A 12,326-nucleotide genomic window follows, 5' to 3' on the forward strand; every position below is an offset into this window, starting at 1 on the left:
CACCACGTGCGGCATCACGCCCCGTCGCGCAGCACCCCGAGGAAGGCGTCGCCGAACCGCTCCCAGTGCCGCTCCCCGAGGATGCGCTGCAACGCGCCCTCCTCCGGCGGGGCCTTGGCGACCTTGGCCAGCACCGAGGACGAGCAGGTCATCGGCTTGTCCAGCCCCGTGTCGCCCCGCATCAGGTCCATCTGGACCGAGAGCAGGCGGTCGTAGATCGCCCCCTCGGCCCGGCCGGCCAGCTTGCGGCGGGCGGGGTGGACGGACTCGGGCTCGGTGCCGTTGAGCACCTTCAGGAAGGCGGGGCCGTAGGTCTCCAGCTTCTTGGCGCCCACGCCGGGGATGCGCGCCATGTCGTCGAGGTCCCGCGGCCGGGCGTCCACCATCGCCACGAGGGTCGCGTCGTTGAAGATCATGTAGGCGGGCCAGCCCTTCTCCTCGGCCAAGGCGCGGCGCTGGGCCTTGAGGGCCGACAGCAGGGGCGCGTCCTCCTCCGCGACCATCTGGCGGACCGCGGGGCGCCGTTCCGCCTTCGCCAGCGTGTCGCGGCGCAGCGTCACCTCCGCCTCGCCCTTCAGCACGGGGCGGGCGGCCTCCATGAAGCGGAGCGCGCCGTGGCGCTCGGGGTCGGGACGGACGAGGTCGAGGCCCATCATCTGCCGGAAGATGGCCTGCCAGAGCTGCTTGGAGTGATCCCGGCCCACGCCGAACACGGACAGCTGATCGTGGCCGAAGCGGCGGATCTTGTCGGTCTCGGTGCCGCGCAGCACGTCGATCAGGTGGGCCGAGCCGAACCGCTCGTCGGTCCGCAGGATGGCAGACAGCGCCTTGCGGACGTCCGTGGTGCCGTCGAACAGCTCGGGCGGCTTCTCGCAGAGGTCGCAGTTGCCGCAGGGCTCCGCCGCCTCGCCGAAGTAGCGCAGCAGCACCTGACGGCGGCAGCCCTGCGCCTCGGCCAGCCCCAGCAGCGCGTTGAGCCGCCCGTGGTCGGCGGCCTTGCGCTCGGGCGGGGCCAGCCCCTCGTCGATCTGCTGGCGGCGGAACCGCATGTCGTCGGCGCCGAACAGCGTCAGCGTGTCGGCGGGCGCCCCGTCGCGGCCCGCGCGCCCGATCTCCTGGTAGTAGGCCTCGATCGACTTGGGCAGGTCGGCATGGGCCACCCAGCGGATGTCCGGCTTGTCCACGCCCATCCCGAAGGCGACCGTCGCGCAGACGATCAGCCCGTCCTCGCGCCCGAAGCGGGCCTCGACGATGCGGCGGTCCTCGGCCTCCATCCCGCCGTGGTAGTGGCAGGCGTTGTGCCCGTCGTCGCGCAGCGCCTTGGCCAGCGTCTCGGTCTTGGCGCGGGTGCCGCAGTAGACGATGCCCGACTGCTCCTTGCGGGCGGCGGCGAAGGACAGGATCTGGCGGCGGGGGCTGTCCTTCGGCGCGAAGGCGAGGGCGAGGTTGGGGCGGTCGAAGCCGTGGAGGAACTCCTCGACGTCGCGCCCGCCGAAGAGCCGGTCCTTGATCTCGGCGCGGGTCTCCTCGTCCGCGGTGGCGGTGAAGGCGGCGAGCGGCACGTCCAGCGCGTCGCGCAAGGGGCCGATCCGCAAGTAGTCGGGGCGGAAGTCGTGGCCCCACTGGGCGACGCAATGCGCCTCGTCCACCGCCACCAGCGTGCAGTTCGCCTGCCGCAGCATCCGCTCCGTGCCCCCCGACGCGAGGCGCTCGGGCGCCATGTAGAGGAGCTTCAGCGTGCCGGCGGTGAGTTGGCTCCAGACGGCCTCCGTCTCCTCCTCGGTGTTGCCGGAGGTCAGCGCGCCGGCGGCGACGCCCGCCTCCTGCAGCGCGCGCACTTGGTCTCGCATCAGCGCGATCAGCGGGGAGATCACGACCGTCAGCCCGTCGCGCGCCAACGCGGGCAGCTGGTAGCACAGCGACTTGCCCCCGCCCGTGGGCATGATGGCGAGGACGTCGCGCCCTGCCGTCACGGCCTCGACGATCGCCTCCTGCCCGGGGCGGAAGGCGTCGAAGCCGAAGACATGCGCGAGGAGGTCGCGGGGCATTGGTCCATCCGTGGTCGTGGGTCGGTCACGTCCCACATGGTGATTCGGCGCGCAAGGCGGGAGCGGGGGAGGGGCCCCCGCGCCGCAGGTGGTCATATTTCCGCCGCTCCCCGACCGTAGCCGATCCGGGATCAATGAGGGGTGAATCGATGCTTTGGGCGGGAACCGGGCTGAAGACGCGGCTGATGCAGCGCGGCTATCTGTGGATGCACGAGAAGCGCGAGGGCGGCGCCGCCCGCTACGCGCCCCATGGGGTGGAGGTGCGGGTGGACGACCGCGCCGACCTCGCGCTGCGGCATGTCCTCGCGCGGGGGGCGCCCTACGAGGAGGCCGAGGCCCTGCTGATCCGCCGCCACCTCGGGCGGGGCACGGCGGTGATCGAGCTGGGGGCCTGCATCGGCATCGTCTCCGCGTTGATCCGCGACGTGATCGGGCCGTCCGCGCCCCACGTGCTGGTCGAGGCGAACCCGCGCACGGCCTCGCTCGCCAAGGAGAACGCGGCGCGCGGCGCGTCCGTGCGCGCGGTCAGGCTGGTCCGCGGCGCGGTGAGCTACGGGGCCGCCGAGACCGTGCGCTTCGTCGCCGGCCGGAACCAGCATGCCGGGCGCCTCGCGCGGAGCGACGAGGACGGGTTCGAGGCCCCCGCCGTGCGGCTGTCCGGCTTGGTCGAGCGGGTGGAGGGCGCGCGCTACGCCCTCGTCTGCGACATCGAGGGCGCGGAGCTCGCGATGGTCCGCGCCGATCCGGACGCGCTGGAGCGGTGCGACCTCGTCATCATGGAGATGCATCCGGGCGCCTACCCGAAGGGCATGGCGGACCAGCGGGACATCGAGCGCCAGCTGGCCGAGGCGGGGCTGCACGAGGTCGAGCGCATCGCCGACGTGGTCGCCTTCGCGCGGGGCTAGCCGGGCGCCCGCAGCAGCGTGACCACGGTTCCGCCATAGGTCCGCTGGTCCAGCGCCTCCCATCCCTCCGGCGGCGCTGGGGGGGCGGCCTCCTCCCAGACGATGGTGGCGCCGGGCGCGATCCAGCCCTGCGCGCCGAGCGCCGCCAGCGCCCGCTCGCCCAGCCCGTGCCCGTAGGGCGGGTCGAGGAAGACCAGGTCGTGGGGCGTGCCCGGCCCCGGCTTGGTGGCGTCGCGGGCGACGATGCGGGCCGCGGCGCCCAGCGTCTCGGCGTTCCGGCGCAGGATCGCGAGGGCGGGGCGGCCCGTCTCGACGAAGGTGGCCGTCGCGGCGCCCCGGCTCAACGCCTCGAACCCCAGCGCGCCGGTCCCGGCGAAGGCGTCCAGCACGGCGGCGTCCGTCACGGGGTCGCCATGTGCGTTGACCAGCAGGTTGAAGATCGACTCCCGCACGCGGTCCGTGGTGGGTCGCAGCGCCGCCTTCGGGTCGCCCGCGCCCACGTCCGCCAGCCGCCGCCCGCGCCAGCGGCCCCCGACGATGCGCATCAGGCCATCAGGTCCTTGGCCGGCACCGATCCGTCGGCCACCTTCGCCTTGTCCGGCGAGCGTCCGGCCTCGATCATGCGCTTGCCGACCATGTAGGCCCGCGGCGCGTTCATCGCGTCCACCGCCAGCAAGCGGTCGCCGTGGTAGTACCAGTGCGAGCGCCCGTCCCCGTCGCGCACCACCACGTCGTCGAACCCGTGGTTCAGCCCCGCGATCTGCAGCTTCACGTCGTACTGGTCCGACCAGAACCACGGGCGCGCGACATAGGCCGCGTCGTCCCCCAGGAGGTTGCCCGCCACCGCCTCGGCCATGTCGATGGCATTGCCGACCGACTCGATCCGCACGCGCCCCGGCCCGTGCGGGAAGGAGGTGCAGTCGCCGCAGGCCCAGATGCCGGGGGCGGAGGTCCGGCCCAGCTGGTCCACCGCGATCCCGTCGTCGAGGACGAGGCCCGCCGCCTCGGCCAGCGCCGTGTTGGGCACGATCCCGATGCCGACGACCACGACGTCGGAGTCGATCACCGCGCCGTCCGTCAGCACGGCGCGGGCCACGCGGTCGTCGCCGTCCCCGCCGCCCATCAGCCCCTCCAGCTTGGCGCCCTCGCGGATGGTGGCCCCGTGGGACCGGTGCAGGTCGGCGAACCAGACCGCCGTGTCCCAGCACGACGTCCGCGACAGCAGCCGGTTGGCCGCCTCCAGCACCGTGACCTCCAGCCCCAGCTTGCGGCCCACCGCCGCCGCCTCCAGCCCGATGTAGCCGCCGCCGACCACGAGGAGCCGCTTGCCGGCTTGGAAGTCCGGCTCCATCCGGTCGATGTCGGCGAGCGTGCGGATGATGTGGACGCCGCGCAGCTTCCCCCCGCAATGATCTGGCAGCTGCTTGGGGGTGGACCCCGTGGCGAGGACCAGGGCGTCCCATCCGTCCGTGCCGCCGGCATGGGTCAGCGTCCGCGCGTCCGCGTCGATCGCCTCCACCCGGCAGCCGGTGCGCAGCGTCACGCCGTGCTCGGCGTACCAGTCCGGCGGGCGCAGGTAGAGCCGCTCGCGCGCCATCTCGCCCAGCAGGTAGCCCTTGGACAGCGGCGGGCGCTGGTAGGGCGGCTCGGGCTCGTCGCCGTAGATGGTGATCGGGCCGTCATGGCCCCGCTTGCGGAGCGTCTCGGCCAGCGTGGCGGCCGCTTGGCCCGCGCCGACGACCGCGACGTGGTGGGGGACATCCGTCATGCGCCCGGTGTAGGAGGGCGCCGACGCACATTCCAGAGGAGACGCGCCATGACCATCGCCGTGGGGGACCGCCTGCCCGACGCCCAGCTTCTGGCGTTCGACGCCGACAAGGGGCCGCACTCGGTCGACCTGTCCTCGCTGACCGCGGGAAAGCGCATCGTCCTCTTCGGCCTGCCGGGCGCGTTCACCCGGACCTGCACGGCGGCGCACGTGCCCAGCTTCATTCGCACCAAGGACGGGTTCGCCGAGAAGGGCATCGACACGATCGTCTGCGTCGCGGTGAACGACCCCTTCGTGATGAAGGCGTGGGCCGAGTCGACCGGGGCCGAGGAGGCGGGCCTGCACATGCTCGCCGACGGCAACGGGGCGCTGGCCAAGGCGATGGGCCTCGACTTCACCGCGCCGCCGGTCGGCTTCCACGGGCGGTTCAAGCGCTTCGCGATGATCGTGGACGACAGCGTGGTGCAGGTGCTCGACGTCGAGGACAGCCCCGGCGAGTGCTCCATCTCCGGCGGCGAGGCGCTGCTCGAGAAGGCGTGAGCCTTCCCCGCCTCGCCCGCGCCGTGGATGGCGCGGTGGGACGGGGGCGGCGGGGGCCTCTTCGACGACGCCCCCGCGTGGGAGACCGCGCCTGAGAAGCCATGGGCCAAGAAACCCTGAGGGCGGTGAACCCGCGCGATACGGCCGCGCAGCGGCCCGCGCATCGCCGGGCCGTCCCCCGGCCCTGCGATGCGCTCGCTACGGCCGCTAGCCCGCCGCCGCCGCGGCGGCGGCGGCGGCGTCGGAGGGCGCGCCGACCACCGTCACCGTGCGGTTCGGGAAGGGGATCTCGATGCCGGCCGCGTCGAAGGCGATCTTCACGTCGCGGTTCATGTCCTTCCAGAAGGCGAAGAAGTCCGTCCGCGCCACCCACGCCCGCACGAGGAAGTCCACGGACGAGTCGTTCAGCGCGTCGACCTTCACCGTCATCTCCGGCTCGGCCACGAAGCGGGGGTCGGACGAGATCGTGTCGCGGATCACCTGCTCGGCCAGCTTGAGGTCGGTGCCGTAGCCCACGCCGAACACCCACTCCGCCTGCCGCATCGGATAGGCCGAGTAGTTGACGATCGTGTTCCCCCAGACCTCCGAGTTGGGGATGATGATCTGGAAGTTCCCGATGCTCGCCAGTTCGGTCCAGTTCAGGTTGATCCCCTTCACCGTCCCCGACTGCCCGTTGATCGTGACGAAGTCGCCCAGCTTGATGGGGCGGAACAGGATCATCATCACCCCCGCCGCCACGTTCGACAGCGTCCCCTGCAGGGCGAGGCCTATGGCGAGGCCCGCCGCGCCGATGACCGCCACGATCGAGGTCGTCTGCACCCCGAACGTGTTGAGGATCACCACGCCCGCCAGCGCCAGGATCGCGTAGCGCGCGATGTTGGCGAGGAAGTCGAACAGCGTGGCGTCGAGCTTGGCGTGACGCTCGGCCAGCCGCTTGATGCGCCGCCCGACCCAGCCCGAGATCACGAAGGCGAGGATCAGGATGACGATCGCCGCCAGCACGTCGCCCAAGATCGAGGCGAGGAACTCGAGGCTCAGGAAGTCGCCCAGCGAGCGCCCGGCGTAGATTTCTGTCGAGAGAAGGTCGCGCATGGTCCGGTCCGGTCTTTGGTCCCGGCCCGGTTACGCGGCCCGCGCGCGTCAGGCCAGCCGGTTCAACGCCTCGGCCAGCGCCACGTCCTTCTCCGTCAGGCCGCCCGCGTCATGCGTCGTCAGCCGCACCTCGACCCGGTTCCAGACGTTGCGCCAGTCGGGGTGGTGGTCCATCCGCTCCGCCGCCAGCGCGGCGCGGGACATGAACCCCCACGCCCCGGAGAAGTCGGCGAACCGGAAGGTCCGCACGATCGCGTCCCCCTCGCGCGTCCAGCCGTCGGGGATGGTCATTCCTGCTCCTCCACCGCGACCTTCCGGAACGGCCCGTAGGCGGTGAGGATCTCGTTCTCCTCCTCCACCGCGCGGCCCTCGGCCTCGAGGAACTGCGCCACCGCCCGGCGGAAGCCCGCGTCGGGCATGTGGTGCAGCGAATGGCAGGTCACGGGCAGGTAGCCCCGCGCCAGCTTGTGCTCCCCCTGCGCCCCCGCCTCGACGCGGGTCAGCCCGTGCTCCAGCGCCCATTCCATCGCCTGATAGTAGCACAGTTCGAAATGCAGCGCCGGGTGGTGCGCCGTGCAGCCCCAGTAGCGCCCGTAGAGCGTGTCGCGCCCGATCACGTTCAGCGCGCCCGCCACCGGCGTGCCGCCGTCCACGGCCAGCACCAGCAGCAGGTCGTCGCGCAAGCTGGCCTGCGCCTCCTCGAAGAAGGCGCGCGTCAGGTAGGGCTGACCCCACTTCCGAGCGCCCGTGTCCTGGTAGAACCGCCAGAAGTGGTCCCAGTGCTCCGGCCGGATGTCGTCGCCGGTCAGCCGGACGATCTCGCCGCCGAAGCCTTGGGCCTGCGCGCGCTCTTTGCGGATGTTCTTGCGCTTGCGGCTCGACAGCGCGGCGAGGAAGCCGTCGAAGTCGCCATAGCCGTCGTCGAGCCAATGATATTGCTGCGAGGATCTACCGAGCAGCCCCATCGCCTCGCCCGCCTCCCGCTCCTCGGCGGTGCAGAAGGTGACGTGCAGGGAGGACAGGTCGTTGCGGTCCGTCACGTTCACCGCCCCTTGGACCAGCGCGGCGAAGGCCGTCTCCTCGTCGCCCTCGGCCACGAGGAAGCGCCGCCCCGTCGCGGGCGTGAACGGCACCGCGATCTGCAGCTTGGGGTAGTAGTCGCCGCCCGCCCGCTCCCACGCGTGCGCCCACGAATGGTCGAAGATGTACTCGCCTTGGCTGTGCCCCTTCACGTAGAGCGGCGCCGCCCCGATCACGCGCCCGTCGATCCGCGCGACCAGCGGCTGCGGCTGCCATCCCGTGCCGCGCCCGACGCTGCCGGATCGCTCCAAGGCGGTCAGGAAGCGGTGCGTGGTGAACGGGTGCAGCGCCCGCCCGCCGTCACCGGCCTCGGGCGCGGCGCAGGCGTCCCACTCGTCGGGCAGGATCGCGCCCACGCTCTGGTGGACGGAGACCTCCACCGCCGTCTCCGCCTGATCGGGTGCGCCGTCGTGCATGGGGTCCGACTTGGGGTGCGCCGTCAGGCGGACAAGGCCTGCGGGACGTAGCCCTCGAAGGTGACGCCGGCGGCGATTCGACGCGCCTCCCGCTCCTGCGCCTCGGACCGCACGGTCCAGCAGAGGACCGGCAGCCGGGCGGCGATCTCGGCGATGCGCGGCATGTCCAGCGCGCCGACCTCGTGGCTGACGAAGGCGGCGCCGACGCGCTCGAGGTCCGGGACGGCGCGCAGGCGGTCGCGGGTGGCCGCCGTCAGTTCGGGCCAGTTCTCGGCGCGGAACGCCGAGGTGGTCAGGCCGCGGGGCAGGTCGGGGCGGCGCTCGGCCATGGCGGCGACGGAGTTGGGGTTGAAGGACATCAGCGCGACGTCGCCCGCATACCCGTCGAGCGCGGCGGCGACCCCGTCCTCCAGCGGCCCGACGTTCGGCCCCATGTCGCCGTCCTGGTCCTTGACCTCGATGAGCACCGGCACCCGCCCCGCGACCTCGGCCAAGGCCTCCGCCAAGGTGGGGATGCCCTCGTCCCCGCCGGAGAGGGGCGTCGAGCCGAGGCTGGCCGCTTCGTTGAGGAAGATCGCTCCCTTGGCCGGGGTCAGCCGGTCGAGCACGTAGTCGTGGAACGCCATCGCCACGCCGTCGCTCGACCGCTGGACGTCCAGCTCCACCGCCACCCCGAGGTCGATGGCCGCCCGGATGGCGGCGCGGCTGTTCTCGGGCCGACCGGGGCCGTGGAGGGCGCGGTGGGCGACGTGGCCCCGCAGGAACGAGGGGGGGAGGGGGACGGGCGTCATCGGACCTCGAAGATGCCCTCGATCTCGACGACGACGCCGAAGGGCAGCGCCCCGGCGGAGACGGCGGATCGGCTGTGGCGACCCGCGTCGCCGAGGATCTCGACCAAGGCGTCGGAGCAGCCGTTGATCACCTTCGGCTGGTCCCCGAACTCGGGGGTGGAGTTGACGAAGCCGGTCAGCTTCACCACGCGGACCAGCCGGTCGAGGTCGCCGTCGCAGGCGGCGCGCACTTGCGCCAAGAGGCTGAGGGCGCAGCGGCGGGCGGCCGCGGCCCCCTCCTCGACGGACATGTCGGCGCCGAGGCGGCCGACGATCATCCCGTCGGAATCCTGTGAGATCTGGCCCGACACGAAGAGCAGGTTCCCGGTCCGGACCGCCGGCACGTAGTTGGCGGCGGGGGCGGGGGCGTCGGGCAGGTCGATGCCGAGTTCCTCGAGGCGGGCGGCGTGGGACATGGGGCTACTCCGTGGGGCGCGTCCCGTCCGTGGTGCCCGATGCGAAGCGGTTTGGGAAGCGTCCCCCCGCCCCGTGCGCGACCCGCATGCGCGTCGGCCCGCGGGCGGGACGGCGGCCCTCACTCCCGGAAGGCGCGGGCGAAGTAGTCGGCGAGCGGTTTGACGAGGTAGGCGATGGGCGTCCGGTCCGTGGTGCGCAGGTAGGTCTCGACCGGCATGCCGGGCAGGAGGACCGCCTCGGGCGGGAGGCGGTCCAGCTCGCCCGCGTCGGGAAGGACCTCGACCGCGTAGAACGTCGCGCCGGTGGCTTGGTCGGTGAAGGCGTCGGGCGAGACCCGGACGACCGAGCCGAAGAGCTCCGGCGTGGTGCGCGCGTCGAAGGTCGGTAGCCGCAGCGTCACCGGCTGGCCGGGGAACACCTGATCGACGTCGGTGGGCGCGATGCGCGCTTGGATGACGAGCGGACGGTCCTGCGGCACGAGGTAGGCGACGGGATCGGCGGGCCGGATCACGGCGCCTGCGCCGAACACCTGCAGGTCGTAGACGACCCCGTCCACGGGCGCGGCGATCACGAGGCGCGAGAGCGCGTCCTCGGCCGCGCGCAGCTCGGCGCGCAGCTGAAGGGCTTGCGCGCGCAGGTCGCGCAGCTCGGTGATGGCGCCTTGGCGCACCTCGTCGTCGAGGCGCAGGATCTGGATGTCGATCTCGGTGCGCTGCCCCTCGAGGCGGGCGGCGGCGGCCACGAGCTCGCCCACCTGCCCCTCGAGCCCGGCCTGCTGCCGCTGCAGCGCGAGGACGCGCGTGGCCTGCGTGAGGCCGCGGTCGAGCAGGCCCTGCTGGTCGGCCAGTTCCGACTCGATCAGGTCGCGCTGGCGGACGAGGGCGGCCTGCTGCGCCTCGGTTCCCTCGATCTGCGCGGCGATCTGGTCTTGGCGGCGGCGCAGCTGCTCGACCTGCCTCGCCCGCGTGTCCGCCGTGGCCGCCAAGAGGTCGCGCTGCCCCTGCACGAGGGCGGCGACCTCCGGATCCCCGGCGGCGGCCGCGAGGAGGTCGTCGGGGAAGGCGATGGCCTCGGCGTCGGCCGCGCCGTCGCGCTCGGCGGCGCGGCGGGCGGCGCGGGCCTCCACCTCCCAGAGCTGGCCCCGCAGCACCTCGGCGCGGGTGGCGAGCACGGTGTCGTCGAGGCGGACCATGGCGCTGCCCGCCGCGACCTCGTCGCCCTCGCGCACGAGGATCTCGCGCACGAGGCCGCCGTCGGGGTGCTGGACGACCTGCCGGTTGCTCTCGACCGCGACGGCGCCGGGCGCGATGATCGCGCCCGCGATGCGCGAGGTCGCGGCCCATGCGCCGAAGCCGCCGAGCAGCACGACGAGCCCGAGCACCCCGAGGACCATCGGCCCGCGGACGCGCCACGCGCGCTCGGGCGGGGGCGCGAGGGCGGGGCGGGTCACGTCACCCCCCCGGCGCCCGCGCGGGCGCCGGCGATGGCCTCGTCGGCGTTGCGCAGCACCTTGGCGAGCACCTCCTCGGTCGGGCCGAACATCACCGGCGCGCCGGACTTGAGGACCAGTGCCACCTCGCATTCCTGGATGGCGCTGGGCCGGTGGGCGATGATGACGACCGCGCCGTCGCGGTCCTTCACGCCGCGCACGGCGGCGTTGAGCGCGGCGGTCCCCTCGTTGTCGAGGTTGGCGTTCGGCTCGTCCAGGACGAGCAGGACGGGATCCCCGTAGAGCGCGCGGGCCAGCCCGATGCGCTGCACCTGGCCGCCCGAGAGGCGCAGGCCGTCCGGCCCGACGCGGGTGTCGTAGCCATCCGTGAACTCGAGGATCATCTCGTGGGCGGCGGCCTTGCGCGCGGCCTCGACGATGGCCTCGGGGTCGGGGTCGGGGGACAGGCGCGCGATATTCTCGGCGATGGTGCCGTCGAAGAGCGTCACGGATTGCGGCAGGTAGCCCATGTAGCCGCCGAGCACGTCGGGGTCGTACTGGTCCAGCGTCGCCGCGTCGAGTCGGATGCGTCCCGCCGCGGGGCGCCATGCGCCGGTCAGGGTGCGGGCCAGCGTCGACTTGCCCGCGCCGGAGGGGCCGATGACGCCCATCGCCTGCCCGGGGTTCAGCCGGAAGGACACCCCGCGCAGGGTCGCCTGCGTCGCCCCGGGCGGCAGAACGGTCACCCCCTCGGCCACGAGGCGCGCGGCGGGCCGGGGCAGGGGGGTCCGCTCGAGTTCGGGCGGGGCGGTCGCGAGCAGCTCCACGAGGTTGCCGCGCGCCTTGCGGGCGGCCTGCACCGTGGCCCACTGCCCGATCAGCATCTCGATCGGCGCGAGGGCCCGCCCGAGCAGGATGGACCCCGCGATCATCGCGCCCGGAGTCAGTTGCTCGCGCAGGACGAGCCACGCGCCGAGGCCCAGCATCGCGGACTGAAGGAACAGGCGCAGCGTCTTGGTCGTCACGGTGAAGAGGCCGGAGCGGTCCGACAGGGTCATGCCCTCCGCCAGCGCCCGGCTGCGCGTCCCCTGCCAGCGGTGGTGGGCGTTGCCCCGCATGCCCAGCGACTGGACGAGCTCCGCCTCGGCCGCGAGGCCCTGGGCCGTGCGCTCGGCCCGGGCGGAGAAGATCTGGGACTCGGTCAGGGGCCCGGCGGTGAGCCGGGTGTTCAGCCATGTCACCGCGACGAGGATCACGCCGCCCGCCGTCGCGAGCCATCCGAGATAGGGGTGGAACAGGAAGATCGCCCCGAGGAAGAGCGGCGTCCACGGCACGTCGAACAGCGCGGTGGCCACCGGCGAGGCGAGGAGGCGCTGGATCGCCTCGACGTCGCGCAGGGGCGCGCGGACGCGGGCGGTGTCGTCGCGGGCGGGGTCGCGGGCGGCGCGGCGGAGGTGGGCCTCGAAGACGCGGGCGTCGAGCGCGGCTTGGGTGCGCGCCCCGATCCGCGCCATGACGCGGCCCCGCACGTAGTCGAGCAGGCCCATCATCCCGTAGAGGAAGGCGACGAGCAGGGTGAGCGAGACGAGCGTCTCCTCGGAGCGGGAGCCGAGGACCCGGTCGTACACGAGCAGCATGTAGAGCGGCCCCGTGAGCATCAGGGCGTTCACGACCATCGAGAACACGAAGACGAAGGCGAGGAGCCCGCGCCCGGCCCCCGTGACCCGGGCGAGTTCGCGGCGTCCCGCTTCGAGGTCCGAGGGTCTCAGCATCGGATGGGGTCTACCATGCGGGGCGGGTC

General features: G+C 73.2%; 12 protein-coding genes. 2 read left to right on the forward strand and 10 right to left on the reverse strand.

The genetic code is table 11. From position 1 onward, the window contains the following. Window positions 1-14: 14 nt before the first annotated feature. The gene (gene recQ, locus JQC91_RS05770; protein ID WP_203285865.1) at window positions 15-2,048 is read right to left on the reverse strand and encodes a DNA helicase RecQ; all 2,034 of its coding nucleotides are present in this window, start codon (window positions 2,046-2,048) and stop codon (window positions 15-17) included. Between the two features lie 149 nt (window positions 2,049-2,197). On the opposite strand from recQ, the gene JQC91_RS05775 reads away from it, so the two are divergent. Next, window positions 2,198-2,953, forward strand: coding sequence for an FkbM family methyltransferase (locus JQC91_RS05775; RefSeq protein ID WP_203285866.1), 756 nt, complete (start codon window positions 2,198-2,200; stop codon window positions 2,951-2,953). On the opposite strand, the gene rsmD is transcribed toward JQC91_RS05775, so the two are convergent. Together rsmD and JQC91_RS05785 are read right to left on the reverse strand one after the other, a co-directional pair. Continuing rightward, the gene (rsmD, locus tag JQC91_RS05780; RefSeq protein ID WP_203285867.1) at window positions 2,950-3,498 is read right to left on the reverse strand and encodes a 16S rRNA (guanine(966)-N(2))-methyltransferase RsmD; all 549 of its coding nucleotides are present in this window, start codon (window positions 3,496-3,498) and stop codon (window positions 2,950-2,952) included. The two genes, JQC91_RS05775 and rsmD, sit on opposite strands and share 4 nt — an antisense overlap. Further along, window positions 3,498-4,721, reverse strand: a complete 1,224-nt coding sequence (locus tag JQC91_RS05785; RefSeq protein ID WP_203285868.1) for an FAD/NAD(P)-binding oxidoreductase — start codon at window positions 4,719-4,721, stop codon at window positions 3,498-3,500. The genes rsmD and JQC91_RS05785 overlap by 1 nt, the downstream gene beginning before the upstream one ends. Before the next feature lie 48 nt (window positions 4,722-4,769). On the opposite strand from JQC91_RS05785, the gene JQC91_RS05790 reads away from it, so the two are divergent. After that, on the forward strand, window positions 4,770-5,261 hold the full coding sequence (locus JQC91_RS05790; RefSeq protein WP_203285869.1) for a peroxiredoxin: 492 nt from the start codon (window positions 4,770-4,772) through the stop codon (window positions 5,259-5,261). Window positions 5,262-5,468: 207 nt separating this feature from the next. On the opposite strand, the gene JQC91_RS05795 is transcribed toward JQC91_RS05790, so the two are convergent. The 7 genes from JQC91_RS05795 to JQC91_RS05825 all read right to left on the reverse strand — a co-directional run bounded on the left by JQC91_RS05795 (window position 5,469) and on the right by JQC91_RS05825 (window position 12,297). Beyond that, complete coding sequence (locus tag JQC91_RS05795; RefSeq protein WP_203285870.1) at window positions 5,469-6,353, reverse strand: mechanosensitive ion channel domain-containing protein; 885 nt, start codon at window positions 6,351-6,353, stop codon at window positions 5,469-5,471. A gap of 48 nt (window positions 6,354-6,401) precedes the next feature. After that, complete coding sequence (locus JQC91_RS05800; RefSeq protein ID WP_203285871.1) at window positions 6,402-6,644, reverse strand: 4a-hydroxytetrahydrobiopterin dehydratase; 243 nt, start codon at window positions 6,642-6,644, stop codon at window positions 6,402-6,404. Further along, window positions 6,641-7,849 carry a GNAT family N-acetyltransferase gene (locus JQC91_RS05805; protein ID WP_203285872.1) on the reverse strand — a complete coding sequence of 403 codons (1,209 nt, stop codon included), beginning with the start codon at window positions 7,847-7,849 and terminating at the stop codon, window positions 6,641-6,643. The genes JQC91_RS05800 and JQC91_RS05805 overlap by 4 nt, the downstream gene beginning before the upstream one ends. A gap of 23 nt (window positions 7,850-7,872) precedes the next feature. Continuing rightward, a complete protein-coding gene (locus JQC91_RS05810; protein ID WP_203285873.1) occupies window positions 7,873-8,640 on the reverse strand; it encodes a glycerophosphodiester phosphodiesterase family protein in 768 nt (255 codons plus the stop codon). Continuing rightward, complete coding sequence (locus JQC91_RS05815; RefSeq protein ID WP_203285874.1) at window positions 8,637-9,095, reverse strand: RidA family protein; 459 nt, start codon at window positions 9,093-9,095, stop codon at window positions 8,637-8,639. Before JQC91_RS05815 ends, JQC91_RS05810 begins: the two co-directional genes overlap by 4 nt. A gap of 119 nt (window positions 9,096-9,214) precedes the next feature. Beyond that, window positions 9,215-10,546, reverse strand: coding sequence for an HlyD family type I secretion periplasmic adaptor subunit (locus JQC91_RS05820; protein ID WP_343069911.1), 1,332 nt, complete (start codon window positions 10,544-10,546; stop codon window positions 9,215-9,217). Beyond that, entirely contained in the window at window positions 10,543-12,297 is a 1,755-nt protein-coding gene (locus JQC91_RS05825; protein WP_203285875.1) for a type I secretion system permease/ATPase, read from the reverse strand. Before JQC91_RS05825 ends, JQC91_RS05820 begins: the two co-directional genes overlap by 4 nt. Between the last annotated feature and the right edge of the window lie 29 nt (window positions 12,298-12,326).

Origin of the sequence: Jannaschia sp. Os4 (genome assembly GCF_016820245.1) — a bacterium.
Lineage (GTDB): Bacteria > Pseudomonadota > Alphaproteobacteria > Rhodobacterales > Rhodobacteraceae > Jannaschia.